This window comes from Actinomadura sp. WMMA1423, assembly GCF_006547145.1.
GTDB lineage: Bacteria > Actinomycetota > Actinomycetes > Streptosporangiales > Streptosporangiaceae > Spirillospora.
In genome coordinates this window covers 6847035-6872308 of record NZ_CP041244.1, presented here as the reverse complement: position 1 = coordinate 6872308, position 25274 = coordinate 6847035, and the positions used below count along the sequence as shown (strand labels likewise).

Below are 25274 nucleotides of genomic sequence, written 5' to 3'. Positions count from 1 at the left end.
AGGGCCGATAAGGCAGCACTGCGTCCAGGTTAAGAGTCGGCTAAGGCGACCGATCCCGCTCGTGGACGCCGAACCGGACCTTCACCCGCGCGCCGCCCACCGCGGACACCCCGAGTTGCAGGCTGCCGCCGCTCGCCTCGGCGGTACGCCGCACGATGTCCAGCCCCAGCCCGGTGGACGAGGCGGTGCTGACACCGCGGCGCAGCAGGTGCCGGTCACCGAATCCCGGTCCCGCGTCGTCCACCGTCAGGTAGACGGCGCCGCTGCGCGGCTGCAGCGTCACGCTGAGCGCGCTCCCCTCCGGCGTGTGCGAGAAGACGTTGCCCAGCAGCGCGTCCAAGCAGGCCGAGAGGTCCTCGGCCCGTACCTTGATCTCCAGCGGCCCGGGCGGGATCCTCAGGTCCATCCGGCGCCGCTGCTCGTCCGCCAGCACCGACCAGAACCGCACCCGCTCGGTCACGACCGCGGTGGCGTCCGCGCACGGCGCCCCAGTGCGGACCGGCCGCCGGGTGGCGTTGATGAGGTCGGTGACGGTGCGTTCCAGCACGTCCACCTGTTCGCTGACCCGTTCCGCCTCCTCCGGGTCCCTGAGCGCCTCCGCCTCCAGCCGCAGCACGGTCAGCGGCGTCCGCAGCCGGTGCGACAGGTCCGCGGCCGATTCCCGCTCCCTGGAGAGCAGGGTGTCGATCTGGCCCGCGAGGTCGTTCAGCCCGACCGTCACGTCGCGGATCTCCGGTGGCCCGCCCGGCTCGATCCGGGCCTCCAGATCTCCCCGCGAGATCCGTTTGGCCAGGTCCGCCAGCCGGGTGATCCGCCGTACCAGCGAGCGTGCCAGGCGGTCGGCCAGCACCAGGCTCACCGCCAGCAGCCCCGCGCTCAGGGCGGCCAGGATCGCCCAGGCCCGCGTCACGCCCGACCGCATCTGCCGGTCGGAGACGAACGAGCGGATCACCGCCGTTCCACCCGGCACGCCGACCACCGCCACCAGGATCTCCCGCCCGCCGAACGTGTCCACCGTGAGGCTCTGTCCACGCTCGGCCAGCCGCACGCCGAGATCGCGCGCGGCCGGGGTCCCGCTGATCTGACCGTCCGGCCACAACACCGTCATCGGATAGCCGCTGGAGGCCGTCTGCTGCAACGCCACCTCGACCGTTGCCCGGTCGCCCGCCGCGACGACCGGTGCCAGCGACTGTGCCCGCACCCCGGCCGCCGCGAGGGTACGGGTCTGTGCGACGTCCCGCACCAGCAGCGTCAACGGGACGAGGAACGCGATCAGCACCAGGACCACCGTCGCCGCCACCAGCAGGGTGATGTACCGCCTCACGACGGATCAACGATCTTGATGCCGGCACCACGGACCGAGCGCAGGTACCGGGGCACCGAGGCCGATTCGCCCAGTTTGCGGCGCAACCAGGCCACGTGCACGTCGATCGTCTTGTTCGCGCCGCCCAGCGGTGTCTGCCACACCTCGGTCAGCAGCTCGCGCTTGGAGACCACTTCCCCGGGACGCGAGGCCAGGTAGAAGAGCAGGTCGAACTCCTTGGGCGACAGTTCGAGGACCCGCCCGTCCAGCACCGCCTCGCGCGCCGCCGCGTCCATCAGCAGGCCGCCCACCCGGACCGTGCGGACCGTGCCGCCCGCCCCCTCCGAACGCCGCAGGACCGCCCTGATGCGGGCGTCGAGCTGCCCGGCGCTGAAGGGCTTGACCACGTAGTCGTCCGCGCCCGTGTCCAGTATCCGCTCGATCTCCCGCTCGTCGTCCCGGGCCGTCGCCACGATCACGGGGACGGCGCTGACCGCACGGAGCATCCGCAGCACCTGCGTGCCGTCCAGATCGGGCAGCCCCAGGTCGAGGATCACCAGGTCGGGCCGTGCGTCGACGGCCCTCCGGAGTCCCTCCATGCCGGTCGGCGCCGACGTCACCGCGTGCCCGCGCTCACCGAGTGCGCGGACGAGCCTCCCGCGCACCTCAGGGTCATCCTCCACGAGCAGTATCTGGACCACGCGGCCACGCTAGCCGCCCGTCCCGTCGCCCATGAGCAGAAAGACGCCCTTATGGGCCCTTAATGGCGATTTTGCCGCGCCTTAGCCCCAAGTCTGCGACAGTCGCCGGATGTCCAGGAACAGCGCGCTCGCCGCAATCGCGTGGGCGGCTGCCGCCGTCACCGCCTTCGGCTCGGGCATGGCGGCGATCTCCGCGGTGGGCACCGGCATCACCGAGCAGGGGATCAAGCCGATGACCTCCGACCAGGTCGCCGCGGCCCTGTCCGTTCCACCGCAGCCCTCCCGGAACGCGTCCCCCTCGGCTCCGCCGGTCCCGCCCCGCCCCTCGCCAACGGTAACGGTCACGGAGAGGGTCACCAGCGCCATCACCAACCTCGCCTCCGAGGCCGGCGACATCGTCGCTCGCTGCCACCACGGCTCGGCGTACCTGGTCTCCTGGACGCCCCGGCAGGGGTACAGCGTCGACCTGAGCCGCCGCAAGCCGCCCGGCCCTGTCTTCGTCCAGTTCCGGACGGCCACCCGCCGGGTCATCATGACCGTCGGCTGCCACGGCGACCTGCCCTTCACCAGCGTCCAGAGGCAGCGCGCCGAACGCACGGGCGGTCACGAGGAGTCCGACGACCCCTACCATCGCCGTTCCGACCACAGGGACTGACCTGCGGCGAACGCCGTCACCCGCCGGTGTTGTGGATCATCTGCTGGAGCACTCTCACCGTGGTCGCATAGTCGGCGTCGTCGATGCCCTCGTGGATGCGGGCGCGGATCGCCGGGGCGTGCTGCTTGAGGTGGACGCGCGCCTCCTCGCCCGAATCGGTGATCCACCACCGGCCTTCGCCGTCGCGGGTGAGGCAGCCGCGCTCCAACAGGAGCTTCGCCTCGGCCTCCAGGTCGTCCTCACGCCTCAGGTAGGACTTCATGGCCTGCTCAAGTTCGGGGATGGTCATGCCGTGGCCGTCGGAGGAGAGATCGTTCTTCGACAGGTGGCGCAGCAGCCAGAACTGGGGCTGGGTCAGGCCGAGCTCGGCCTGCCGGGCTCTGATGAACGCGATGATGGACTCGTAGGCCATGCCGGTCCAGTAGCCGACCGGCTGGGCGGCCAGGTCGTCGTCGGAAACCTGCTGGGTCGCCATGGGCGGTGCTCCTATCGGACGATCAGTGATATCGGCACCGTAGAACCCGAAGTTAACTTGAGGTCAAGGCCTACCTGCACTGCTCCAGCAGCCTGCGGAACGCCTCACGAGGGAGAGTGATGTGCCCCGCGTCCGGGTCCTTGCTGTCACGGACTCCGACGCCACCGGGCAGAGCCGCCAACTCCACGCACGCGTCCCCCTGGGCTTCGCTCCGCTGGGACTTGCGCCATTCGATCAGCCCCACTGGGCGGCCGCCTTCCGTATGAACTCAATGGACTCGCCCACATTCAACGCGTGAGCTTGGACGAACGAGAACATGGTGACCACGGGCAAGATGTCACCCGGGTCACTGGTGGTCACCCCGCCTCGGGCGTTGGTCATGTAGAGCAGTTCCTCTCCGGTGGCCTGAGTCGCCAGATTGAATGATCCACCCAAACCCCAGTGTCGCCCGGTGGGAGCGATTTGCAAGGCCACGTTGCCCATCTGGGCGACCTGCGCGAGGTACTCACACTGCTCCCTCATGATGGCGGGGCCGCCAACCTCCGTGTACAGGACCGGCGCACAGAGCACGATGCTGAGTTTGGGGGGATGTTGCCGCTTCAAAATCCCCTGACGCTTGAGACGGGCCTCGACCGCCTGCTCCGTCCCCAACAGCGCACTCATGTAAGCCTCGGTCTGGAACAGCCCATAGACCGTCATGATTTCGAAGGCGCGTAGAAGCGACGCCGTGGCCTCGGCCTTGGGGTAGTCAACGAAGAACCTGGGGTAGGCAGCGGAGCGCAGGAGGTCATCCCAGGCTTCCGTGAGAGTCGGTGAGCAGTCCATGGCCTTGTCCAGGCGGCTTGCGAATTCTTCCCGGCACCTGGTCGTGCCGAGTTCCACTTGAGCGATGTAGGAACGAGTGACGGCCGCCAGGCTGGCCAACTCGATCCGCGAAAGGTCACGCTCTTTCCGCAAGCGGGACACCTCCCCACCGAAGGCGATGGTCTGAGGGGTCGGCTTCCTTGTCGCCATGAGAGTCCTCCTGATGGCACCAGGTGACACCGCTGTTTTTGTGTCCGGCCACTTCACCTGCTGACGCTACTCCTCGGAGTGAATTCTGTGCGCAGAGTCACGAACATTCGAGGAGTGGTCGTTATGGAGGAGCCGGCGGCGATCGTGATCAAGGCTGAGCTGGAGGCGGTCCGGGAGGCGCGGGAGTTCGTCGCGCTCGCGTTCGGGGGGTGGGGGCTGGAGGACTTCGTCGCTCGGACCGTGGTGAGCGAGCTCGCCACCAATGCGATCAAGCATGGGTCGCGCGAGGGCGACCAGGTGATCGTTCGGGCTTTCCGGCGGGAGGACGGGGCGGCCGTCATCGAAGCCTGGGATCGATCGACCGCCCTGCCCGCCGTTGGCCCGGTCGACCTCGCCGCTGAGTCGGGACGCGGGCTCCGGCTCGTGGAGGCGCTGGCGCGGCGCTGGGGCACTCGTCCGCTCAACGAGGGCGGGAAAGTGGTGTGGGCCGAGATCGAAGCCGTCAGAGCATGAGAAGCCGTCAGGACATGAGTGACGCGCTTCTGCTGCTCTTCCTCCAGTGGCTGCTTCCCGGCTGGTCGATCAGGCTGGAGCGGTACGGCTTCTGGCGGGCGGAGGGGCCTGTCGTCATTTCGGCTCTGTCGCTCTTTCGGTGGTAGCGGAGGGTGAGGCTCATCCGAGGAGGATGCGGTGGCGCAGGAGGTGGAAGCCTGCCCGGCCGTACATCTGTCTCTTGATCAGCTTGGTCTTGGTATTGACGCCTTCGGTTCCGCCGTTGTGATAGTCGCTGGTCAGAGCGGCACGGACGGCGTCGAGGTCGAGTCGCAGGCCGCGGATGAACGAGTGGAGGTTCGGCAGGTTCACCTTTTCGGCGGTGCTGATCCACTCTTGCAGCCGGTCCGCGTTGTCGGTGGCGGGGACCAGGAGCCGGGCGAAGGCGCGGACCAGGGCGGCGAGCGCACTCATCTCCGGGCAGGCTCCGGTGGTCTTGGCGAGAAGTTCGTGCTGGTCGGGCTTGAGATTGTCGGGGCGGGCGAGTAGGAGCCGGGCGAGGCGGCGGGGGGACAGACCAGGACGATCGTCCTCGACACGGCCCTGGGTGATGTAGCGGTAAAGCAGGTTCTGGCTGCCGGTGTAGCCGCGTTCGCGGATCTCGCGCAGTAACTGCAGGACCGGGACCGCGGGTTCCTCAGCTCGGCGTTTGCGCAGGTACTCCTGGTACGGATCGACAAGCGTGGGACGGTATTGGGGCGCCCGCCGCATCTGCTCGGGCTTGTCGACCCGCGCATACCGTTTGACGGTGTTCAGGGCCAGGTTCAGCCGTCGAGCACATTCCAGCAGGCCAACGCCCGCATCGAGCAGATCGTGGACCTGCTGCCACCGGGCCAGAGTGGTGGTCTTTCCGCCCTCGAGTCTGCGCACTCGGGAGGCACTGGCCCAGCAGCCGCTATGCACGGCGACCTCCTTACCGGCCGCTTGGGCGAAGTTGTGCCAGATATGCCACCGGTCCCCGACCTGCAAGGCGTCGGGCAGAGCCTGGTGCACGGCGTCGGCGTAGCCGGCGGCGCCGTCCCGGCAGACGACCCGCACACCCGGATGCTCGCGCAGCCACGCTGCAAGGGTGTCGGATCTGCGGTCGGGCAGGACATCGACGCGCCGGCGGGTCTCGGCGTCGATCAGGATGGTCGCGTAAGTCCTGGAGCGTCGCAGGGAGAAGTCGTCCACACCCAGCACCCGCGGCGTCGCCACCACCGGTAACGGGATCCGCAGCAGGGCTCGCAGTGCGGTGTGACGGGAGACCGGCATTCCCAGGACTGAGAGCAGACGGGCACCGGCCCGGCCTGCTAAATCTCGTGCCACCGCCCCGACCTGGGCGGTCAGCCGGACAGTTCGTCGCTGATACCGCTCCAGCAGCCCGGAGAGCTGCTCCCGGAACGTCCGCCGGGGGCACCGCCAGTCCCGACACGCGAGCCGCCGCACTCGCACATCCAGCACGACCGGCCGTCCATCGACGGGAACATCGGCCACGGTCCGCTCGCACCACCCATGGACATGGGCGGTCTCGACCGCGCACTCCGGGCAAGGCACCGGCACCCTCCGGCTGCAGGCCCGCACCCGAATCAGCTCGCCCTCGTCCGTCACATCCTCGATGACCAGGCCAGACAGGCCCGAGAACACCACATCGACAAGCCTGTCACCCTCGATCACCCCTCAGCGTGACGGGCTAACACCCTCCGCTACCACCGAAACTGCGACAGAGCCGTCATTTCGGCGTCCTCTCGTGAAGGGCTGGTGGGCGCGCTTGCCGAGGCCGATCCGGAGGGCCTGGCGGGAGCGATCCGGGTGCTCGAACAACTCGATCATTGAGGCGGGCGGAGGGCTCCCCTGGTGTCGGACGGGACGGGCATCATGGCGTGCATGACGTTTCAAGCCAGCGGCAGCTTCGACATCGAGGCCTGGGACTCCGAGAAGCCCTATGACGAGCAGGCCGGCAACCGGTTGACCCGGGTCCACGTCGGCAAGACGTTCCACGGCGACCTCGTGGGCACGAGTTCCACCGAGCTGATCACTGTGGAGTCGCCGGCGGGGCCGGTCGCCTATGTGGGGATCGAGCACGTCCAGGGCATCCTGCACGGGCGCGAGGGGACGTTCGTTTTGCAGCACAGCGCGGGCAGCGAGGACGGGACGGCCGACACCCAGTGGCTCCGGTGGCTGATCGTCCCCACCTCGGGAACGGGCGAGCTCGCCGGCATCCGCGGCGTCGGCCAGATCTCCGTCGCCGAGGACGGCGGCCACACCTGGGCGCTGGAGTACACGCTGGACTGAGCGCCGATCCGCGGCCGGTAATGTTCGGGTCATGCCCCCGGTCACCGGCGACCCCACGCGCGAGCGCATCATCGACGCGGCCGAAGCGTGCTTCGGCCGTTTCGGCGTCGCCAAGACCACGGTCGAGGACATCGCCGCCGCCGCGCGGCTCTCGCGGGCGACCGTGTACCGCAGCGTCACCGGCGGGCGGGACGAGTTGATCCTCGCCGTGGTGGTGCGCGACCTGCACCGGTTCCTAGACCGGCTCGCCGAGCGGCTGCGCCGGGAGCGGTCGGTCTCGGAGGCGATCGTGGAGGGGACGCTGGACGCGGTGGACTACGTCCGCAACGAGCCGGCGATCGCGCACTTCCTCGTACCGGAGGCGGCGGGCCACATGCAGGCGGCCGTGGCGGGGGCGGCCGAGCACGTGCTCGCGCTGTGCTGCGAGTACGTGCGGCCCTATTTCGAGCAGGCGCAGCGGCAGCGGACGCTGCGCGCCGACATCGAGGTGGAGGGGACGGTCGAGTTCCTCTTCCGCATCATCACCTCGCTGATCGTGATGGAACGGGACCGGGACGCCGACGGGCTGCGCCGCTTCCTGCGCACCTACGTCGTCCCGGTCATCGCGGCGCCGGCGTCCGGGCGGATGGCCTCCGCATGAGGATCTTCGACGGGACGCCGCGGAGACGGCGCGGCGAGAGGGGCCGGGAACGATGAATGGCACTGCGCGCGACATGCGGGGCAACGCGGCCGTCCGGCCGAGCCCGGTGTTCCTCGCGGTCGTGGGGGCGACCGTCCTGTGCGGCCTGATCGCCTGGCGGTACGGGACGCTCCTGGACAGGCCGGGCCGGATCGCGCTGTTCGGGTTCGTGATCGCGGCGTGGATCCTGTCGCTGTCCCTGCACGAGTTCGGGCACGCGTACATGGCCTTCCGGTCGGGTGACCGCAGCGTCGTCGCCAAGGGCTACCTCACGTTGAACCCGCTGAAGTACTCCGACGTCACGCTGAGCTTCCTCATCCCCGTCGTGTTCATCGTGCTCGGCGGCATCGGCCTGCCCGGCGGCGCCGTGTGGATCGACCGGCACGTGATCCCGGGCCGGCTGCGGCACAGCCTGATCTCGGCCGCGGGTCCGCTGTCGAACGCGCTGTTCGCCGTCATGCTCGCGGTGATCTTCAAGAACTTCGCCGACGCCGACCACGCGCTGTTCTGGTCCGGGCTCGCGTTCCTGGCGTTCTTGCAGGTCACGGCCGCGATCCTGAACCTGCTGCCGATCCCCGGGCTGGACGGTTTCGGGATCATCGAGCCGTACCTGCCGCGCCGCTGGGCCGACCAGGCGAACGCCTACGGCGGCTACGTCTTCCTCATCCTGATCGCGCTGCTGTGGCTCGGCCCGATCAACGAGGGCTTCTTCAACACCATCTACTACATCACCGACGCGATCGGGCTCGGCGAGTTCCCCTTCAACGTCTTCGACGAGCGGATCAACCACCCGATCCAGCTCGGCCACTCGCTCTTCATGTGGTGGCAGAACTAGTCTGTGTTCACTCAGTCCCGGCCCACTTCGCTCGCCTGGCGGCTCGCTACGTGACCGTGCCTGGGCGAACGCGGCATCGCTTCGCGATCTGCCCGGTTCCGCTCGCCTCCGGCTTCGCTCCACCGGGCAGGTCACGCGTTCGCGCGCGTGGCCGGGGTCGCTTCCAGGCAGGTCCTAGCCGTCAGCGGGACTGGTCATCGGCGGGCCACCGGTGGCGGCACTCTGGGCGGCGCGTGTGCTCGTGCTGGCATCCCCACCACTTGTCGGGAGCAGGGTCGTTCGCCCGGGGTCACGGATGCGGTGATGTCGCCCGGCGATGACGAAGCTCGTGCAACCACCGGCGTATCTGCTGGTCATCGTGCAGGTAGCCGCCGCCGGGGCCAGCCGGAAGATCAATACCGGCCAGGAGGTTCAAAGCCCACCACTCGAGCTCTGCCCAGACAGCACGGTCGTCGGCAACCCAACGCGCCGCCCACCTGTCCGCCTCGTCCCGGCCCAGCCGCCCATCGAGCAACGAAACGAACCGTTCCTCGATCTCATCCAAACCCGGCTGTCCAGCGACGCCCACGCCCCGACCGTACGGAGCGCGGCGAGCGTCACCGGCTGCGGGACTCATCATCGGCGGGACTGGTCATCAGGTGGCGGACGATGCGGCGGAGTTGTTCGGCGTAGTGCTCCTGGAACTCGGGTGATCGCGGGTCGGCTCCGAAGACGTGGCGGACGGCGAGCGGCTTGGTGACCGGCGCCGACACCATCGCCATCACCGCGAGCATGACCGCGGCCGGGTCCAGGTCGGCGGGCAGTTCCCCGGCGGCCTGGCGGCGTTCGATGTCGGACAGGTCCTCCCGGGGGCCGGAGGGGACGTCGTCGAGATCCTCGGTCAGGCCGCGCCAGGCGTCCAGCCTCGAGCCGCGCGGGTCGTCGAGGACGTGCCGCAGGTACCGGACGACGATCTCGTCGAACGGGACGGCCGGGTCGTTGAACTCGGCCTCCCGCCTCGCCCAGCGGCGGTGCAGCTCGCAGTACAGCCCCTCCTTGCCGCCGAAGTAGTAGTTGATCAGCTGCTTGTTGACGCCGGCGCGGTCGGCGATGTCCTGGACGCGCGCGCCCGCGTAGCCCTTGGCGGAGAACTCCTCCAGCGCGGCGTCCAGCAGCTGGCACCGCGACCGCTCCGCGTCGAGCGTGCGCTCGTCCGGGGCGGGGGCGCGCCGCACCTGTCTCGTCGTGGCCCGCTTCGGCGTCTCCGTCACGTTTCTCATGGTAGCCGCTTACCTGATGGCTTCAACCAACCGTCTGGTTGACAAGTTCAACCGGATGGTTGAAGCTGACGCCATGATTCTCGTAACCGGAGCGACCGGGAACGTCGGTCGCCATCTCGTCGGCGAGCTGCTCACCGCGGGGGCCAAGGTCCGCGCGCTGTCCCGGGACCCGGCCACCGCGAACCTGCCCAGCGAGGCGCAGGTCGCCCGCACCGACGAGATGCCACTGGACGGCGTCGCGTCGCTCTTCCTCAACCCGGCCGTGTTCTGGAACGGGCTCGGCGACCTGCTCCCCCGCGCGGCCGAGGCGGGGGTGCGGCGCGTCGTCCTGCTGTCGTCGATCGCCGCACTGGACGATGACCCGTCCAACGATCTGGCCGCGCATCACCTCGCCATCGAGCGGGAGATCGAGGCCACCGGGATGGAGTGGACGTTCGTGCGTCCCGGCGAGTTCGCAACCAACACGCTGGCGTGGGGCGAGGTGATCCGCGCCGGCGAGCCCGTCCGCGAGCCGTACCCGGCGGCGCGCAGCACGCCGATCCACGAGCGCGACATCGCCGCCGTCGCGGCGAAGGCGCTGCTCACCGACGACCTGGTCGGCGCCAAGCCGATACTGACCGGCCCCGAGGTGCTCACCCGTCCGGAGATGGTCGGGCTCATCGGCGAGGCCACCGGACGTCCTGCGCGCTTCGAGGAGATCACTCCCGAGCAGGCACGGGAGGAGATGCTCAAACACCCCTATATGCGCGAGGGTCTCGTGGACGTCCTGCTCCGCCTGCGCGCCGAGGCCGTCGACGCCCCGATCGAGCCGTCCGGGGAGGTCGAGCGCATCACCGGCCGCCCCGGCCGGAAGTACAAGGAGTGGGCCGCCGACCACGCCGACGACTTCCGCTGACCACCCCCGCCGCGGGGCCGCGAGCCGATCCGCTCGCGGCCTCGCCCGCCCTCGCTCGAACCGCCCACCCGCCCGGTCGCTCGTCCGGCCCTACCGCGCTCGTCCCACCGTTCCCGCAGCCGGCCCCAGCGCGCCCGCCGGACTCCTGTCAGCCGCCGGGCCGCTCTTCTCCGGGCTGCTCTTGGCCGGGACGCTTCGGTCGGTGGGCGCGGTCGTCGAGGGAGTCGATCTCGTGGGCGGCCCATTCGAACCAGTCGCGGCGCATCGCCGCGTAGCGCTTGCCGTACTCGATGACCAGCCGCCCGTAGACGGACAGGTCGTCCTCGCCCCAGTCGATGCCCTTCTCCAGCGTGCCCAGCTCGTCGAGGTACCGACCGAGCCCCGCCACCTGCCCCCGCATGAAGCGCTGGACCTCCTCCGGCTCGACCAAGCCCAGGAAGAACACCCGCAGCAGCGTCTCGTCCTTCCGGTTCCCCTTCGGGGGGACGTCCACGAGCCAGTGACGCAGCTCCGCGCGGCCGGAATCGGTGATCCGGTACGCCTTGCGACCGCGTGGACCCTCGTCCGCGACCTCGATCAGCCCGGCGTCGGAGAGCTTGCCCAGCTCGCCGTAGAGCTGGCTCTGCCGGGCCGGCCAGACGTTCCCCAGCGAGATCTCGAACATCTTCAGCAGGTCGTAGCCGCTGGCGCCGTCCATCTCGGCGATGAGCCCGAGGACCGCATGTCGCAAACTCATGCCCGCACTCTAGCTTCCATGGTTGACATGTCAAAATTGGAACGTCTATCTTCGACATGTCATAGTTGGAACGTGAAGCCGGCCCGAACGTGAAGCCGGCCCGAACGTGAAGCCAGTTCGAATGCGAAGCCAGGAGACCCCGGTCATGCCGAAGTACTACGCCCGCACGTTCCTCCCGTGGATCCTCCTCGCCGTCGTCAGCGGTTTCGACGACAGGGCCGGGGCCGCATCCGGGCTCGTCGCGGCGCTGGTCCTGCTCGGCCTGGACCTGCGCCGGGGCCACCGCGCCGACTCGCTGATCCTGGAGGCCTCCACCTCGGTGTTCATGGCGGCCCTCACCGCGCTCGCGTTCACCGTCCCCGGTTCGCCGGTGCTGGACTACGGCGCCTCGCTCGCGATCGGCTGGCTGGCGCTCACCGCCTGGGGGACGCTCCTGATCGGACGTCCCTTCACAGCGGGCATCGCGCGCCGCCAGGTCACCGCGGAGATCGCCGCGACGGACCTGTTCCGGAGCATCAACCGCGTGCTCACCGCCGTGTGGGCGGCGAGCTTCACCGTGCTGGCGGCCGCTCTCGGCTGTGTCCAGCACTGGTCACCGGACGCCACCGCGCTGCTGGTCGCCGTCAAGGTCACCGGCTTCGTGGGCCCGGCCGTCTTCACCGCGCGGTACCCCGAGTCCGCGCGCAGGCGCCATCTGACCCGTCTCGGACTACCGTTGTCAGAGGCGCCCGACACGTCGCAGCCCGAGCCGTCCTTGCGCTGACCCCCCGCCGAAGCAGGCTCGGAAAGGAGCACCGATATGGGCGAGAACATCACCGAGCGCCCCGCCGCCTGGCTGGACGGCCCCCTGGCCCCCGTCCCCGACGAGACCGACGCCCGCGACCTGGAGGTCACCGGCACGCTCCCTCCCGAGCTGACCGGCAGATACTTCCGCAACGGGCCGAATCCCAGGCCCGGCGAGCCGAGCAGGCACTGGTTCAGCGGCCACGGGATGATCCACGGCGTGCGGCTGCGGGACGGCCGCGCCGAGTGGTACCGCAACCGGTGGGTCCGGACCGACGCCTACCTGCACGGGACGCCGCTGGTCCGCGACGACCTCACCTTCGACTACCGCTCCGTGCAGGCCAACACCCACGTGATCCCGCACGCGGGCAGGATCTGGGCGCTGGTGGAGGCCGGATTCCCCTACGAGGTGACGCCCGAGCTGGAGACCGTCGGCGCGTGCGACTTCGGCGGGCGCCTCACCACCGCGATGACCGCGCATCCGAAGGAGGACCCGGCCACCGGCGACCTGCTGTTCTTCGGGTACGGGGTGTTCGAGCCCTACCTCACCTTCCACCGGCTCGCGGCGGACGGGACGCTGGCCGAGAGCCGCGAGGTCGAGGTGCCGGGGCCGACGATGATGCACGACTTCGCGATCACCGAGAACCACGTCGTCTGGCTCGACCTGCCGGTGGTGTTCGACTTCGACCTGGCGCTGTCCGGGACGACCGGCATGCCCTACGTCTGGGACGACTCCTACGGCGCCCGGCTCGGCGTGATGCGCCGGGACGGGACGGCCGAGGTCACCTGGTACGACATCGCCCCCTGCTACGTCTTCCATGTGGGCAACGCCCACGAGGACGCGGCCGGACGGGTCGTGGTGGACGGCGCACGCTACCGTCCCGAGAACTTCGCCGCGCTCTGGGGCGACATCGGGGGGACCATCGACCCCGCCACGGGGGCGGCGCGCTCGCAGAGCGCGAGCATGTACCGCTGGGTACTCGACCCCGCGACCGGCCGCGCGACCGAGGAGCCCCTGGACGACCGCAGCGTCGAGTTCCCCACGCATGACGACGCCCGCACCGGCAGGGAGCACCGCTACCTCTACACGGTGGGCGGCGGCTCGATCGTGAAGTACGACCTGCGCGGGCAGGAGACCTCCGCGCACGACTTCGGGGAGGACGCGCACGTCGGCGAGGCCGTGTTCGTCCCGGCGGAGGACGGCCCCGTCCCGGCAGGCGGTCCTGTCTCGGCAGGAGGCCGCGTCCCGGCAGGAGGCCGTGCGGAGGACGAGGGCTGGCTGCTGTCGATCGTCACCCGCGGCGGCGCGTCCGACCTGGTGGTGCTGGACGCGGCCGACCTGACGCACACCGCGAGCGTCCGGCTGCCGCGCCGCGTGCCGGCCGGATTCCACGGAAGCTGGATCCCGGACGCCCGATCCGGCGCCTAGGGTGGTTTACTAGCCGGTACCGCCGTGCAAGCAGTCACTTACCCAGGCCCCTCCCGGGAGGTTCCCCATGTCCGTGGCCACGGAGAACACCGAGACGTTCGCGTCGCTGAACCCGGCCACCGGCGAGGTCGTCGCCGAACATCCCGTCCAGGACGCCGCCGCGGTGGCCGCCGCGGTCGAGCGCGCCCGCGAGGCGGCCGCCTGGTGGCGCGCCCTCGGCTGGAAGGAGCGCAGGCTCCGGCTGCTGAACGTCAAGGGCTCGCTCACCCGCAACCTGAACCGGATGGCCGAGCTCATCCACCAGGAGACCGGCAAGCCCGTCCAGGACGCCCAGCTCGAGACGATCATGGCGATCACGCACCTGGACTGGGCGGCGCGCAACGCGCAGAAGGTCCTCGGGCCGCGCAACGTCTACCCCGGGCTCATGGCCATCAACCAGCGCTGCGTCCTGGAGTACCAGGCCCTCGGGGTCGTCGGCGTCATCGGGCCGTGGAACTACCCGATCTTCACTCCGATGGGCTCGATCGCCTACGCGCTCGCCGCCGGCAACGCCGTGGTGTTCAAGCCGTCCGAGTTCACCCCGGGCGTCGGCGTGTTCCTCGCCGAACTGTTCGCCGCCGTGATCCCCGAGCACCCCGTCCTGCAGACCGTCACCGGGCTCGGCGAGACGGGGGCGGCGCTCGCCTCCTCCCCGCACGTCGACAAGATCGCCTTCACCGGCTCGACCCGCACCGCCAAGCGCGTCATGGCGGCCTGCGCCGAGAACCTCACCCCGATCGTCGCCGAGTGCGGCGGCAAGGACGCCTGCATCGTCGACGCCGACGCCAACCTCGACGCCGCCGCCGAGGCCGCGCTGTGGGGCGCCATGTCGAACGCGGGCCAGACCTGCATCGGCGTCGAGCGGATCTACGTCGTGGACGAGGCCTACGACAAGTTCCTCGGCAAGCTGACCGAGAAGGCCCGCGACCTGCGTCCCGGCTTCGACCGGGAGGCCGCCTACGGCCCCATCACGATGCCCTCGCAGCTCGACATCATCGAACGCCACATCAAGGACGCCCTGGAGAAGGGCGGCAAGGCGGTCGTCGGCGGCGCCGAGTCCGTCCGCAAGCCCTACGTGGAGCCGGTCGTGCTGACCAACGTGCCGGACGACTCGTCCGCCGTGTGCGAGGAGACGTTCGGGCCCACCATCACCGTCCACCGCGTGAAGGACATGGACGAGGCGGTCGAGAAGGCCAACAGGACCAGCTACGGCCTGGCCGGGACGATCTTCTCCGGCGACAAGTCGCGCGCCATGGACATCGCCCGCCGGATGCGGTCGGGCATGACGTCCATCAACGCCTTCGCCGCCTTCGCCCAGGTCGCGGCCCTGCCGTTCGGCGGTGTCGGCGAGTCCGGCTTCGGCCGCATCCACGGCGCGGACGGCCTGCGCGAGTTCGCCCGACCGAAGGCCATCACCCGCCAGCGGTTCGCGACCATGAACCTCACCACCTTCGCCCGCACCGAGAAGGAGATGGCGCGCGTCCTCGGCATGATCAACATGATCCACGGCCGTCGCTACAAGCGCTGACCAGGGGCGCCCCCACCGGTCCGCGGCGGGGGCGCCGCCTAGACTCGACACCATGAACGCCCCCGTGCGGAGCCGTCTTGAGGTGCGCCTGGGTGCGCCGCCTCCTCCCCCGCCCGGTCTCCGGCCGTTCACCGCCGGCGACGTCCCCGCCCTGGCCGCCCTCATGTGGGACGCCTACCGCGGGACCCCCGACGAGGCGGACGTGGGCGACGTCCAGGGCGCCGTCCGCGAGATCCACCTCACCATGGGCGGCGAGTACGGTGCGTTCCTGCCGCAGGGGTCGTTCGTGGCCGATTACGAGGACCGTCCTGTGGGAGCGGCCCTCGTGACCCTTTACCGCGACCTGCCCCTGCTCGCGTTCCTCTTCACCGCCCCGACCCACGGGGGCCGCGGCGTGGGCCAGGGGCTCGTCCAGGCCGTCATGCACGCCCTGGCTGTGCAGGGCCACGACACCCTCACTCTGGCCGTGACCCGCCGCAACCGCCGCGCCCGCCGCCTCTACGACCGCCTCGGCTTCATCGAGACCGCCTGACGTTCCGGTGCCACCGCCTGGCGTCCCGTCAGTCGGCGACCAGGCGGGGGTCCCGGCCGCCGGGGGCGTACTCGCGCTGGCGGCGGACGACGTAGCGCCCCGGGCCGCAGCCGGACGCGCCGTGCTCGGGGTGCAGCAGGTAGACGGGGGCGGACGCCTCGAAGACGCCGATGGCCAGGCCGCCCGTCTCCGAGACGTCCCTCGTCCAGCGGCAGGCGCCGGGGTCGGCTACGAGGGTGTGCGGGTTGCCGCCCGCCGCGCCCCGGAGCAGCTCGACGCCTTCGGGCGGCACGTCCGTCCAGGTGGCGTGCTCCCAGATCGACAGACCCGAGATCTCGGACATCGGGATGACGATCAGATCGCCCTGGGCCTGGATCCCGTCGACGACGGGGATGGTCACCGACCGTTCGAGATGGTCGAGCACGGCGAGCCCCGTCTGCCGGGAAAGGGAGTCCAGAGTCACGGTCTGGGCGGGGCTCGCAGGCTGGGCAGGGTTCATGGGCATGTTGATCACCTTCAGGTTCGGCGGACGAGTCGGGAGTACTGCTCGGCGGACAGCCCGTAGGTCCATCCGGCGGCGGCGACCGGGTCCGCGAGGGCTCCCGGGACCGTCAACCCGTAACGGCGGCGGTGCCCGTCGCGCTCGACGGATCCGTTCACGGCGAGCAGCACCCTGGTCTGCTCGCGCAGGTCGTAGAGCCGCAGCTCCGAGCCGGGGTTGCCGGGGTCCGGCGCCGCGGCCACGAGCCGCAGTCCGGCGCGGTCGATGTAGTCGCCCCAGCCGATGTGCTCGATCGCGCACCGCCGGACCTCGATGTTGGCCTCCTGCTCGATCCGCTCGACGCTCGGGTCGTCCACCACCCAGGCCGGCACCTTCGTGCCGTGCCAGGCGTGCACGCCCCACCCGTCGGCGTACCGGAGCGCGGGGCCGTCGGGACGGTGCAGGCGCACCTGCCCCACGTCGCCCCAGACCTCGGTGTGGATCTCGACGGGCCGCTCGGACACGACGCAGACCTCCTCGCGCGGCAACCACCAGCCGCAGGACCGGGCCAGCATCGCCCACAGGTCGAGCAGGCTGTTCTGATCGGGTGTGAAGACCACGTCGGACATCCGTCGAACCGCGTCGTAGTGGGCGCTCCAGGACGGGCACAGGGCCTCGTGCCAGGCGTAGCCCGGCTCGTACGCGTCATGCTGCGACCGGATCACCCGGCGCAGCGTGCTCCGGGCCGAGTCGATGATCGGCATCCGGACCAGCTGCCGGATCATCGGGTCCAGCGTGCGCGAGCGCCGCATGACCGAGCTGTCAAGCCGGTCGGCCAGTCCGTCGATCAGCCTGCGGAAACGCACCGGAAGCGGCCAGCCGGACAGGCGGTCCGCACGCTCGGACGGGTGGGGCCGGAAGCCCGGCGGGACGGTCTCCAGGGCCGCCAGCGGCGACGGCACCCAGTGGAAACGGGGTGGATCGAGCCCGATCAGGCGGTAGAGCTCGCAGATGGCGGCCTCGGCGGCCGGACGGTCGGCGGGCGCGGTGGAGAGCAGATGCCCGAGCCACTCCGCGCGTACGGCGGCAGCTTCCCGCTGCACGTCGACGCTCACCGGATGAGGGCGGCGCCGCCCCTTTCATTGATCATGGCCCGGATCGTGACACATCCCGCCCCCGCCTGTCCACACCCCGCCTCCCGCCTGACACAACTCAGGCCCCTCTACGGCTTACCGGCCCGGCCGGCTCGGCGGAGCGACCTAAGGCGGCCTAGGCATGCCTAGATAAGGCTTCGTCCCGATGTAGGAGGTGGGGCCTTAGGGCGAACCTTGTACATGTCGGGCCAAGAGGGACCGGCGGGAACAAGGAGAAGCGGAATGTTCAGCCAGGAGTTCATGAAGGTCGTCATCGAGGACCGGGTACGGACGCTGCGGCAGGAGGCGAAGAACAGCCGGCGCGCGCGCCTGGCGAAGGCGCTCAAGCGGTGAGCCCCGCAGCCTGCGTCCCAGCGGCCACGCCCCCGTCGGAAACGACGGGGGCGTTCCTCATTTCGGGGCGCCGGCGGGTTCGAGGGGGGCGCGGCCCCGGATCAGGTCGGCGGCGCGCTCGGCTATCGCGATCGTCGGGGCGTTGGTGTTGCCCCTCGGGACGGCCGGCATGACGGAGGCGTCCACCACGCGGAGGCCCTCGACGCCGCGGACGCGCAGGTCGGTGTCGCAGACGGAGTCGTCCCCGCCCATCGCGCACGTGCTGGTGGGGTGGAACAGCGTCGCGGCCTCGCGGCGGACGTACTCGACGATGGCCTCGTCCGAGTCGACCTGCTCGCCGGGCGCCCACTCGCCGCCGATCAGCGATGCCAGCGGCCCGGTGGAGGCGATCTCGCGGGCCTGCCGGACGCCGGCGACCAGGATGTCCAGGTCGGCCTTGTCGGCGAGGTAGGCGGGATCGATCAGCGGCTTGGCGTGCGGGCCGGCCGAGCGCAGGGTGAGCGCGCCGCGGCTCTCGATCGCCACCGCGGTGACCATGACCGACAGCAGGCGCTCGGACGACTCGGTGAGGCCCTGGTTGACGAAGGGCGTCGGCAGGACGTGGTACTGCAGGTCGGGGGCGGGCAGGCCTTCCACCGTGCGGACGAACCCCCCGGCCTCGGCGACGTTGGAGGCGTAGGGGCCCCGGGCCAGGGCCTGGTAGAGGGCGAAGGAACGCGCGTTCGCGAGCTCCCAGAGGGGCTTGGTGCGGGGCGTGGCGAACATGACGTTCACGAAGGGGTGGTCCTGGAGGCGCTGCCCCACCGGGGAGTCGACCAGGACGTCGATGCCGAGCGACCGCAGGTGGTCGGCGGGGCCGACGCCCGAGAGCATGAGCAGCTGCGGGCTGTTCACCGCGCCGCCGGACAGGATCACCTCGGCCTCGGCGCGGGCCGACATCGTCTCGCCCCGCGCCTCGTAGCGGACGCCGGTGGCGCGGCCGTCCTCGATCACGACGCGGGTGGCGAGGGCGTCTGTCACGACCGTCAGGTTCGGGCGGAACTCGATCGGGTGCAGGTAGCCGGCGGCCGTCGACCAGCGGCGCCCGCGCTTGTGGGTGACCTGGTAGAAGCCGACGCCGTCCTGGCCCGGGCCGTTGAAGTCGTTGTTCGCGGCGAGGCCGTAGGCCTTGGCCGACTGCACCCACGCCCGGGTCAGCGGGTGCTTGTAGCGCAGGTCCTCGACGCGCAGCGGGCCGCCGACGCCGTGGTAGGGCAGGTCGCCGCGCTGCTGGTCCTCGGCGCGGCGGAAGTAGGGCAGCAGGTCCTCATAGCCCCAGCCGTCGCAGCCGTAGGAGTCGCGCCAGGTGTCGTAGTCGTGGCGGGCCCCGCGAATGTAGATCATCGCGTTGGTGGACGAGCTGCCGCCGAGCGTGCGCCCGCGCGGCCAGTACACGCTGCGGCCCGCCGCGTGCTCCTGCGGGACGGTCTCGTAGTCCCAGTCGTACGGCCCCTTGATCAGCGCGGCCACGGCGGCCGGGATGTGGATCTCCGGGGCGTCGTCGGGCGGGCCCGCCTCCAGCAGCAGGACCTTCACGGAGGGGTCCTCGGTCAGTCGGGCGGCGAGGACGCAGCCCGCGCTGCCCGCTCCCACGATGATGTAGTCGTACACGGCGGCCTCCGGGGTCTTTCCAAGACCCTACCGAACGAGCTTCTACCAGCGGCAGGGCTAGGCTGCTGCTCATGGCGAAGAACAGGGACAATCCCGTCGTGCTCTCCCGGATCTACACCCGTACCGGGGACGAGGGCACGACGGCGCTCGGCGACGCGTCCCGCACGTCCAAGACCGACCCGCGCCTCGCCGCGTACGCCGACGTGGAGGAGGCCAACGCCGCGATCGGCACGGCGCTCGCGCTCGGATCGCTGCCCGAGCCCCTGGTCACGCTGCTGACCCTCGTCCAGAACGACCTGTTCGACGTGGGCGCCGACCTGTGCGCGCCCGTCGTCCCCGACCCGGAGTACCCGCCGCTGCGCATCGAGCCGTCCTACATCGAGCGGCTGGAAGCGGCCTGCGACGAGCACAACGCCGAGCTTCCGGCGCTGCGCAGCTTCATACTGCCCGGCGGGACGCCCGGCGCCGCACTCCTGCACGTCGCCCGGACGGTGACCCGCCGCGCCGAGCGCTCCGCCTGGGCGGCGATCGAGGCCCACGGCTCCGCCGGCTCCGCGACCGAGGGCGGCGTGAACCCGCTGGCGGCCAAGTACCTCAACCGGCTGTCGGACCTGCTGTTCATCCTCTGCCGCGTCGCCAACGCCGAGCACGGCGACGTCCTCTGGAAGCCCGGCGGGGAGCGCTGAGGCACGACGTTCCTGAGGTTCCCCGGGGCGGGTGCCCTGGGGCGCTGAGGGGGTGGGGCTAACCCCACCCCCCGTTGACCGGCTCCCCTCCTGGCGACGCCCGCGGCGTCTGGAGGAGGCTTGCACCGTACGGGCGCACGCCGACAGCGGGGAGAGAGCACGTGAGGACCCTGACAGCCACCGCCGCCGCGGTCGGTGCCGTCACCGCGGCGGCGCTGGCCGGCTGCGGCAACGTGAGCGTCGGCCGGCACCATGAGGACCGCACCTACACCGCGCCCGCGGGGACCACCGGCCTGAAGATCACCACGAACGGGGGGCGGATCGAGGTCACCGCCTCCGACTCCCCCGGCATCAGGGTGACCGAGCAGCTGCACTGGAGCAACGACAAGAACAAGCCGAAGGCCCGGCACGCCGCCGAGGGCTCCACACTGGCGCTCTCGTCCTCCTGCGGCACGAACGCGATCGGGTTCGGCTCCTGCGGGACCTCCTACCGCGTCCGGGTCCCGCGCGACGCCCCCGTCGAGATCGACAGCCGGGACGGGACGATCGAGGTCTCCGGGCTCGGCGCGGCGGTGCGGCTGCGCACCGGCAGCGGCTCGGTCAGCGCGACGGACCTGCGCGCGTCGACGCTGTCGATCACCTCCGACGACGGCTCGCTGCGCGTGACGGGCCGCGCGGCCACCGCCGACCTGCACAGCGGAAGCGGCTCCGTCACCGCCAGGGGCCTCACCGCCGACCGGCTGAAGGCCCGCACCTCCGACGGCCGCATCACGGTGAGCGGGCGCGCCGCCGTCACCGACCTCGGCACCGGCAGCGGCTCGATCACCCTGGACGGGCTCACCGCCGACCGGATCATCGCCAGGACGAACGACGGCCACCTCACGATGCGGCTGGACGCGCCGCCCTCGAACGTCCAGGCCGTCTCCGGCAGCGGCTCGGTCCGGCTGCGCCTCCCGGCCGGGGAGGCCTACGCCCTCGACCTGTCCGCCGACGGCGACAAGCGGATCGACCCGGGCATCCACCAGGACTCGCAGTCCGCACGGCGCATCAAGCTCACCACCCGCGACGGTGCCATCTCGGTGACGCCGGGCTGACAGGGCCCCCCGAACCGGGGCCGCTCTATCTGAGCAGGTACGGGCCCTGCCGCAGCGGGTCGTAGGACGGGTCCTGGGACCGGTCGAAACGGGAGCCCCCGTTGACCGCGGACGTCGTCCGCGCGAGGTGCTGCAGGACGTGCGCGACGCCGTCGGCGTTGCCGTCCAGCAGCTTGAGGTCGACGTTCTTCAGCCGGTCGCACTTGGCGTGGTAGCACGGGTCGTACGCCTTGCCGGCCTTGCCGCCGAACACCTTGGCCTCGGCGGCGGTCTTCAACTCCTCCGCGCCGGTGTCGATCCCGCCCGCCGGGATGCCCCGCTCGATGAACGGGCCGTAGTCGGAGCGCCCGTTGAACTGGCTCTCGGCCACCGGCAGGCGACGGCCCTCGAAGTACTGGCGGAACAGCGACTCGATCGCCCCCGAGCCGGCGGGCGCCGCCGTGCCCGTCCCGGTGGAGTGGTCGCCGTCGTAGACGCCCCGCCTGCCGTTCGGCGAACCGAGCATGTCGAAGTTCAGGTTCAGGGCGATCCGCTCGCGCTGGGCGGCGGGCAGGGAGCGGACGTAGTGCGCGGAGCCTCGCAGGCCCTCCTCCTCGGCGCCCCAGAACGCGAAACGCACCCGGTTGCGAAGCCCCGCCCCACCGAGCTTGTCGATCTTTCCGGCGACGGCGAGGAGGGTGGCGGCGCCGGTGCCGTTGTCGTTGATCCCCGGACCGTCGGGGACGCTGTCCAGATGGGCGCCGGCGAGCACGACGTTGTCGGCCCGCCCGCCCGGGGTGTCGGCGATGACGTTCTCCGACGAACGCCTCCCGTGCGCGGTGTCGGTCTTCACCCGCAGCCTGAGGCCGCCCTTCCGTGCCGCCTTCACCAGGCTCGCGCCCACCTTGTGGGACGGTCCGATGACCGGGAACGCGGTCGGCTTGGACAGCGTGCCCTCCACCGGCCCCTTCTCCCCCGGCTTGTTGAAGATCACCACGGCGGACGCGCCGGCCGCCCGCGCCTTCGCCGCCTTGGCCGCGAACGTGCAGGTCCCCCGCTGGATCAGCGCGATCGAGCCCCTAGTGAAGCCCTTGAAGTCGCCGGCCTCGCAGCCGCTCGTCCCCTCACCCTTGGCAGGGATGTCCACGGCCGTCACCGGCGCCGTCACGTCCCCGGACCCGGAGAACGCCAGCGTGACGAAGTCGACCTCCCGCTTGTAGGACTCCTTGGACGGCGCCATCCGCGCGAACGCGGCGTGCGTCCGTTCACGCCAGTACGGGAAGGTGAACTTCTGCACCAACGGGACCAGTCCGGCCTTCCTCAGCCGTCCGGTGACGTAGCGGACCGACATCTTGTAGCCGGTACCGCCCGCCGCGCGGTCGCCTCCGTTGCTGTCGGCGATCTTCTGGAACGCGGTCAGGTGCGCCTTGATGTCCTTCAACGTCACCAGCGCGGCGAGGTCCGGCCCCGCCTCCGCGGCCCCGGCCAGGTGCAGATCCCCCGGCCTGAACGCGGCGGCCGCCGACGCGGTGGACATCGACGCGGTGGACGCCGACTCGGTGGACGCCGACCCGGTGGGCACGGACACGGCGGGCAGGAACGCGGTGGTCAGGAACGCGGCGGGCAGTGCCACGGCCGTGCCCACGATGAGCCCGCGGCTCATGAGGAGCCTGCGGCCGGTCAGGAGCTTGCGCACGTGCACTCCAGCGGCGGAGAAGGGAGCGGACCAGCGTGATCTTCACCCCGCGCTCCGGCCGCCTCAAGCAGCGACCGCCCGGAAATGCCGTTTCAGTACCGGCGCCTTACCAGCCCGTTCCAGACCTGCTCATTCCGGGGAGGGCAGGTCCACCGGGAAGCCGGGTGGGGCCGCCTCCAGCCAGGCCAGGAAGCCCGTCAGGGCCGCCGCGCCCATCGCCAGTTCGACCGCCAGCTCGCCGTTCCTGACCTCGATCACGCTCACGTCCGGGAGCAGGCCCTCGGCCTCATCCCGTTCCGGGACGCGCCGGTTGGACACGACGAGGCCCCGGCGGTGGATCACCTGCCGGGGCCGTCTGCGGAAACCGAACACGCGGTGCCAGTGCAGGACATCGCCCTTGTAGCGGCCGATGCCGAGCCTCCAGACTCCGGGGGCTCCGCCCTCCCGGGGGAGTTCGCGCAGGCTGCACTCCACGGTGCCGCCGCCGCGCGTGAAGAGCCAGCGGCGCACCGCCATGGAGACGAACAGCAGCGCCGCCACCAGGACGAGCGCGGCGAGCACCCCGCCGACGTCCAGTGCCAGGTGCTCGCCCAAGTCCCCCGCCGTCCGCCGAACCTCAGGCCTCGACGCCCGCCGCGCGCAGCCGCGCCCTGGCCCGCCGCTCCGGCGTCGCGTCCTCGCCCTCGGCGGCCAGGGCCGCGTCGAGCGCCCGCTTGGCCTCGTCCACGTCGATCTCTTCGTCCCGCTCGACCTGCTCGGCCAGCACCGAGACCTCGTTGGCCGCGACGGAGAAGAACCCGCTGCCGACCGCCGCCAGGACCGGCGCACCGCCGTCCGCGGGCTCGATCTTCACCACGCTGCCGTCGAGGAGGACGCCCAGCACCGGGGCGTGCCCCGGCAGGATGCCGAGCGAGCCCTCGATGGTCTGCGCGACCACCATCTTGGCCTCGCCGGACCAGATCTCGCGCTCCGGCGAGACCAGCCCGACCTTCAGGGTTGCCACGTCTTTCCCTCCGACTACTGGAGCGGTTCCGGCCGGCCGCCCCGGGCGCGAGGCCCTGGGGCGGCCCGCCGGAGCGGACTACTTCTCCAGCTCCTTGGCCTTCTTCTCGACATCCTCGATGCCGCCGCACATGAAGAACGCCTGCTCGGGGAGATGGTCGTACTTGCCCTCCGAGAGCGCCTTGAACGAGGCGATCGTCTCGTCCTTCGGCACCGTCTCACCGGGCTGGCCGGTGAACTGCTCGGCCACGTACATCGGGTGCGACAGGAAGCGCTCGATGCGCCGCGCCCGCTGGACGGTGACCTTGTCCTCTTCGGAGAGCTCGTCGATACCGAGGATCGCGATGATGTCCTGCAGCTCCTTGTACTTCTGCAGGATCCGGATCACTTCCTGGGCCACCTCGTAGTGCTCGTTCCCCAGGATCTGCGGGTCCATGATCCGCGAGGTGGAGTCGAGCGGGTCCACCGCCGGGAAGATCCCCTTCTCGGAGATGCTCCGCGACAGCGTCGTGGTGGCGTCCAGGTGCGCGAACGTGGTGTGCGGCGCCGGGTCGGTGATGTCGTCGGCGGGAACGTAGATCGCCTGCATCGAGGTGATCGAGTTACCGCGCGTCGAGGTGATCCGCTCCTGGAGCACGCCCATCTCGTCGGCCAGCGTCGGCTGGTACCCCACCGCGGACGGCATGCGCCCGAGCAGCGTGGAGACCTCCGAGCCGGCCTGCGTGAACCGGAAGATGTTGTCGATGAACAGCAGCACGTCCTGGTTCTGGACGTCGCGGAAGTACTCCGCCATCGTCAGCGCGGACAGCGCCACCCGCAGCCGGGTGCCCGGCGGCTCGTCCATCTGGCCGAACACCATCGCGGTGTCCTTGAGGACGTCCGCCTCGGCCATCTCCACCCAGAGGTCGTTGCCCTCACGGGTGCGCTCGCCGACCCCGGCGAACACCGAGGTGCCGCCGAAGTTGCGGGCGACACGGCGGATCATCTCCTGGATGAGGACGGTCTTGCCCACACCCGCGCCGCCGAACAGGCCGATCTTGCCGCCCTTGACGTACGGGCACAGCAGGTCGATGACCTTGATGCCGGTCTCCAGCATCTCGGTCTTCGACTCGAGCTGGTCGAACGCCGGGGCGGAGCGGTGGATGCCCCACCGCTCGTTGACCTCCAGCGAGGCGGTCGGGACGTCCAGCGCGTCGCCGAGGGCGTTCCACACGTGGCCCTTGGTGATGTCGCCGACCGGCACCATGATCGACTCGCCGGAGTCGAAGACCGGAGCGCCGCGGACGAGGCCGTCCGTCGGCTGCATGGAGATGGCCCGGACCATGTTGTCGCCGAGGTGCTGCGCGACCTCGAACGTCAGGGTCTTCGACTCGCCGCCCAGGGTGACCTGGGCGTTGAGCGCGTTGTAGATGTCCGGGATGGCGTCGGCGGGGAACTCCACGTCGACGACCGGGCCGATGACACGGGCGACGCGCCCGGTCGCGGTCGCCGTCTCTACCTGAGCAGTCAT

Annotated in this window: 29 protein-coding genes; 13 read left to right on the top strand and 16 right to left on the bottom strand. The window is 70.8% G+C overall.

What is annotated here, in order from left to right; genetic code table 11:
• Positions 1-40: 40 nt before the first annotated feature.
• Positions 41-1324 (bottom strand): HAMP domain-containing sensor histidine kinase, encoded by a 1284-nt coding sequence (locus tag FKD65_RS31880; protein ID WP_141581796.1) that lies wholly within the window; start codon positions 1322-1324, stop codon positions 41-43.
• On the bottom strand, positions 1321-2004 hold the full coding sequence (locus tag FKD65_RS31875; protein WP_141581794.1) for a response regulator transcription factor: 684 nt from the start codon (positions 2002-2004) through the stop codon (positions 1321-1323). Before FKD65_RS31875 ends, FKD65_RS31880 begins: the two co-directional genes overlap by 4 nt.
• 109 nt (positions 2005-2113) lie before the next feature.
• Here FKD65_RS31875 and FKD65_RS31870 point away from each other — a divergent pair, with 109 nt between their 5' ends.
• The gene (locus tag FKD65_RS31870) at positions 2114-2659 is read left to right on the top strand and encodes a hypothetical protein (protein WP_141581792.1); all 546 of its coding nucleotides are present in this window, start codon (positions 2114-2116) and stop codon (positions 2657-2659) included.
• Positions 2660-2675: 16 nt separating this feature from the next.
• On the opposite strand, the gene FKD65_RS31865 is transcribed toward FKD65_RS31870, so the two are convergent.
• The 3 genes from FKD65_RS31865 to FKD65_RS31855 form a co-directional block, all read right to left on the bottom strand.
• Complete coding sequence (locus tag FKD65_RS31865) at positions 2676-3134, bottom strand: MarR family transcriptional regulator (RefSeq protein WP_141581790.1); 459 nt, start codon at positions 3132-3134, stop codon at positions 2676-2678.
• A gap of 70 nt (positions 3135-3204) precedes the next feature.
• Positions 3205-3378 (bottom strand): DUF397 domain-containing protein, encoded by a 174-nt coding sequence (locus tag FKD65_RS31860; protein ID WP_368367147.1) that lies wholly within the window; start codon positions 3376-3378, stop codon positions 3205-3207.
• Positions 3369-4148 carry a helix-turn-helix transcriptional regulator gene (locus FKD65_RS31855; protein ID WP_141581788.1) on the bottom strand — a complete coding sequence of 260 codons (780 nt, stop codon included), beginning with the start codon at positions 4146-4148 and terminating at the stop codon, positions 3369-3371. The genes FKD65_RS31860 and FKD65_RS31855 overlap by 10 nt, the downstream gene beginning before the upstream one ends.
• Before the next feature lie 123 nt (positions 4149-4271).
• Here FKD65_RS31855 and FKD65_RS31850 point away from each other — a divergent pair, with 123 nt between their 5' ends.
• Together FKD65_RS31850 and FKD65_RS46375 are read left to right on the top strand one after the other, a co-directional pair.
• Positions 4272-4661 (top strand): ATP-binding protein, encoded by a 390-nt coding sequence (locus tag FKD65_RS31850; RefSeq protein WP_141581785.1) that lies wholly within the window; start codon positions 4272-4274, stop codon positions 4659-4661.
• Between the two features lie 14 nt (positions 4662-4675).
• Entirely contained in the window at positions 4676-4807 is a 132-nt protein-coding gene (locus tag FKD65_RS46375; RefSeq protein WP_302931558.1) for a hypothetical protein, read from the top strand.
• Positions 4808-4820: 13 nt separating this feature from the next.
• Here FKD65_RS46375 and FKD65_RS31845 read toward each other — a convergent pair whose 3' ends face one another.
• Complete coding sequence (locus tag FKD65_RS31845; protein ID WP_168221451.1) at positions 4821-6326, bottom strand: ISL3 family transposase; 1506 nt, start codon at positions 6324-6326, stop codon at positions 4821-4823.
• A gap of 240 nt (positions 6327-6566) precedes the next feature.
• Between FKD65_RS31845 and FKD65_RS31840 the strand changes: the two genes are divergently transcribed.
• Genes FKD65_RS31840 through FKD65_RS31830 form a run of 3 tightly spaced genes read left to right on the top strand, consistent with a single transcriptional unit; the run spans position 6567 to position 8488 of the window.
• Positions 6567-6974, top strand: coding sequence for a DUF3224 domain-containing protein (locus FKD65_RS31840; RefSeq protein WP_168221256.1), 408 nt, complete (start codon positions 6567-6569; stop codon positions 6972-6974).
• Between the two features lie 31 nt (positions 6975-7005).
• On the top strand, positions 7006-7614 hold the full coding sequence (locus FKD65_RS31835; protein WP_141581778.1) for a TetR/AcrR family transcriptional regulator: 609 nt from the start codon (positions 7006-7008) through the stop codon (positions 7612-7614).
• A gap of 52 nt (positions 7615-7666) precedes the next feature.
• Complete coding sequence (locus tag FKD65_RS31830; protein WP_240809696.1) at positions 7667-8488, top strand: site-2 protease family protein; 822 nt, start codon at positions 7667-7669, stop codon at positions 8486-8488.
• A 289-nt stretch (positions 8489-8777) separates the two neighbouring features.
• On the opposite strand, the gene FKD65_RS31825 is transcribed toward FKD65_RS31830, so the two are convergent.
• Together FKD65_RS31825 and FKD65_RS31820 are read right to left on the bottom strand one after the other, a co-directional pair.
• On the bottom strand, positions 8778-9056 hold the full coding sequence (locus FKD65_RS31825; RefSeq protein ID WP_141581775.1) for a hypothetical protein: 279 nt from the start codon (positions 9054-9056) through the stop codon (positions 8778-8780).
• A gap of 28 nt (positions 9057-9084) precedes the next feature.
• Positions 9085-9738 carry a TetR/AcrR family transcriptional regulator gene (locus FKD65_RS31820; protein ID WP_240809695.1) on the bottom strand — a complete coding sequence of 218 codons (654 nt, stop codon included), beginning with the start codon at positions 9736-9738 and terminating at the stop codon, positions 9085-9087.
• A gap of 82 nt (positions 9739-9820) precedes the next feature.
• Between FKD65_RS31820 and FKD65_RS31815 the strand changes: the two genes are divergently transcribed.
• Positions 9821-10642: an SDR family oxidoreductase gene (locus tag FKD65_RS31815; protein ID WP_141581771.1), complete on the top strand. Its 822-nt coding sequence runs from the start codon at positions 9821-9823 to the stop codon at positions 10640-10642.
• Between the two features lie 148 nt (positions 10643-10790).
• On the opposite strand, the gene FKD65_RS31810 is transcribed toward FKD65_RS31815, so the two are convergent.
• Positions 10791-11378, bottom strand: coding sequence for a PadR family transcriptional regulator (locus FKD65_RS31810; RefSeq protein ID WP_141581768.1), 588 nt, complete (start codon positions 11376-11378; stop codon positions 10791-10793).
• A 145-nt stretch (positions 11379-11523) separates the two neighbouring features.
• Here FKD65_RS31810 and FKD65_RS31805 point away from each other — a divergent pair, with 145 nt between their 5' ends.
• The 4 genes from FKD65_RS31805 (at position 11524) to FKD65_RS31790 (ending at position 15689) form a co-directional block, all read left to right on the top strand.
• On the top strand, positions 11524-12141 hold the full coding sequence (locus FKD65_RS31805) for a hypothetical protein (protein ID WP_141581766.1): 618 nt from the start codon (positions 11524-11526) through the stop codon (positions 12139-12141).
• Between the two features lie 36 nt (positions 12142-12177).
• Positions 12178-13590: a carotenoid oxygenase family protein gene (locus FKD65_RS31800; protein ID WP_141581764.1), complete on the top strand. Its 1413-nt coding sequence runs from the start codon at positions 12178-12180 to the stop codon at positions 13588-13590.
• A 67-nt stretch (positions 13591-13657) separates the two neighbouring features.
• Positions 13658-15157, top strand: coding sequence for an aldehyde dehydrogenase family protein (locus FKD65_RS31795; protein WP_141581762.1), 1500 nt, complete (start codon positions 13658-13660; stop codon positions 15155-15157).
• Between the two features lie 52 nt (positions 15158-15209).
• The gene (locus tag FKD65_RS31790) at positions 15210-15689 is read left to right on the top strand and encodes a GNAT family N-acetyltransferase (protein WP_141581759.1); all 480 of its coding nucleotides are present in this window, start codon (positions 15210-15212) and stop codon (positions 15687-15689) included.
• Between the two features lie 28 nt (positions 15690-15717).
• Here the strand turns inward: FKD65_RS31790 and FKD65_RS31785 are convergent, their stop codons facing one another.
• The 3 genes from FKD65_RS31785 to FKD65_RS31775 form a co-directional block, all read right to left on the bottom strand.
• A complete protein-coding gene (locus FKD65_RS31785) occupies positions 15718-16194 on the bottom strand; it encodes a hypothetical protein (protein ID WP_240809694.1) in 477 nt (158 codons plus the stop codon).
• 11 nt (positions 16195-16205) lie between these two features.
• Entirely contained in the window at positions 16206-17285 is a 1080-nt protein-coding gene (locus FKD65_RS31780; RefSeq protein ID WP_141581758.1) for a DUF6745 domain-containing protein, read from the bottom strand.
• Between the two features lie 429 nt (positions 17286-17714).
• Positions 17715-19307 (bottom strand): GMC family oxidoreductase, encoded by a 1593-nt coding sequence (locus FKD65_RS31775; protein WP_141581755.1) that lies wholly within the window; start codon positions 19305-19307, stop codon positions 17715-17717.
• Between the two features lie 71 nt (positions 19308-19378).
• Here FKD65_RS31775 and FKD65_RS31770 point away from each other — a divergent pair, with 71 nt between their 5' ends.
• Positions 19379-19993, top strand: coding sequence for a cob(I)yrinic acid a,c-diamide adenosyltransferase (locus tag FKD65_RS31770; RefSeq protein WP_141581753.1), 615 nt, complete (start codon positions 19379-19381; stop codon positions 19991-19993).
• Positions 19994-20154: 161 nt separating this feature from the next.
• A complete protein-coding gene (locus FKD65_RS31765; protein ID WP_168221255.1) occupies positions 20155-21087 on the top strand; it encodes a DUF4097 family beta strand repeat-containing protein in 933 nt (310 codons plus the stop codon).
• A gap of 25 nt (positions 21088-21112) precedes the next feature.
• On the opposite strand, the gene FKD65_RS31760 is transcribed toward FKD65_RS31765, so the two are convergent.
• The 4 genes from FKD65_RS31760 to atpD form a co-directional block, all read right to left on the bottom strand.
• Positions 21113-22762 (bottom strand): M28 family peptidase, encoded by a 1650-nt coding sequence (locus tag FKD65_RS31760; protein ID WP_240809693.1) that lies wholly within the window; start codon positions 22760-22762, stop codon positions 21113-21115.
• A 129-nt stretch (positions 22763-22891) separates the two neighbouring features.
• Positions 22892-23356, bottom strand: coding sequence for a DUF2550 domain-containing protein (locus tag FKD65_RS31755; RefSeq protein ID WP_141581749.1), 465 nt, complete (start codon positions 23354-23356; stop codon positions 22892-22894).
• Positions 23357-23378: 22 nt separating this feature from the next.
• Entirely contained in the window at positions 23379-23765 is a 387-nt protein-coding gene (locus FKD65_RS31750) for a F0F1 ATP synthase subunit epsilon (RefSeq protein WP_141581745.1), read from the bottom strand.
• 78 nt (positions 23766-23843) lie between these two features.
• Positions 23844-25274, bottom strand: a complete 1431-nt coding sequence (gene atpD / locus FKD65_RS31745) for a F0F1 ATP synthase subunit beta (RefSeq protein WP_141581743.1) — start codon at positions 25272-25274, stop codon at positions 23844-23846.

What these genes read in the sequence shown, in the direction of transcription:
- FKD65_RS31835 (WP_141581778.1), top strand. Translation starts at nt 7,006, where the DNA reads ATGCCCCCGGTCACCGGCGACCCCACGCGCGAGCGCATCATCGACGCG.
- FKD65_RS31795 (WP_141581762.1), top strand. Translation starts at nt 13,658, where the DNA reads ATGTCCGTGGCCACGGAGAACACCGAGACGTTCGCGTCGCTGAACCCG.
- FKD65_RS31790 (WP_141581759.1), top strand. Translation starts at nt 15,210, where the DNA reads ATGAACGCCCCCGTGCGGAGCCGTCTTGAGGTGCGCCTGGGTGCGCCG.
- FKD65_RS31855 (WP_141581788.1), bottom strand. Translation starts at nt 4,148, where the DNA reads ATGGCGACAAGGAAGCCGACCCCTCAGACCATCGCCTTCGGTGGGGAG.
- atpD (WP_141581743.1), bottom strand. Translation starts at nt 25,274, where the DNA reads ATGACTGCTCAGGTAGAGACGGCGACCGCGACCGGGCGCGTCGCCCGT.
- FKD65_RS31870 (WP_141581792.1), top strand. Translation starts at nt 2,114, where the DNA reads ATGTCCAGGAACAGCGCGCTCGCCGCAATCGCGTGGGCGGCTGCCGCC.
- FKD65_RS31865 (WP_141581790.1), bottom strand. Translation starts at nt 3,134, where the DNA reads ATGGCGACCCAGCAGGTTTCCGACGACGACCTGGCCGCCCAGCCGGTC.
- FKD65_RS31840 (WP_168221256.1), top strand. Translation starts at nt 6,567, where the DNA reads ATGACGTTTCAAGCCAGCGGCAGCTTCGACATCGAGGCCTGGGACTCC.
- FKD65_RS31810 (WP_141581768.1), bottom strand. Translation starts at nt 11,378, where the DNA reads ATGAGTTTGCGACATGCGGTCCTCGGGCTCATCGCCGAGATGGACGGC.
- FKD65_RS31805 (WP_141581766.1), top strand. Translation starts at nt 11,524, where the DNA reads ATGCCGAAGTACTACGCCCGCACGTTCCTCCCGTGGATCCTCCTCGCC.
- FKD65_RS31815 (WP_141581771.1), top strand. Translation starts at nt 9,821, where the DNA reads ATGATTCTCGTAACCGGAGCGACCGGGAACGTCGGTCGCCATCTCGTC.
- FKD65_RS31785 (WP_240809694.1), bottom strand. Translation starts at nt 16,194, where the DNA reads ATGCCCATGAACCCTGCCCAGCCTGCGAGCCCCGCCCAGACCGTGACT.
- FKD65_RS31770 (WP_141581753.1), top strand. Translation starts at nt 19,379, where the DNA reads ATGGCGAAGAACAGGGACAATCCCGTCGTGCTCTCCCGGATCTACACC.
- FKD65_RS31850 (WP_141581785.1), top strand. Translation starts at nt 4,272, where the DNA reads ATGGAGGAGCCGGCGGCGATCGTGATCAAGGCTGAGCTGGAGGCGGTC.
- FKD65_RS31830 (WP_240809696.1), top strand. Translation starts at nt 7,667, where the DNA reads ATGAATGGCACTGCGCGCGACATGCGGGGCAACGCGGCCGTCCGGCCG.
- FKD65_RS31800 (WP_141581764.1), top strand. Translation starts at nt 12,178, where the DNA reads ATGGGCGAGAACATCACCGAGCGCCCCGCCGCCTGGCTGGACGGCCCC.
- FKD65_RS46375 (WP_302931558.1), top strand. Translation starts at nt 4,676, where the DNA reads ATGAGTGACGCGCTTCTGCTGCTCTTCCTCCAGTGGCTGCTTCCCGGC.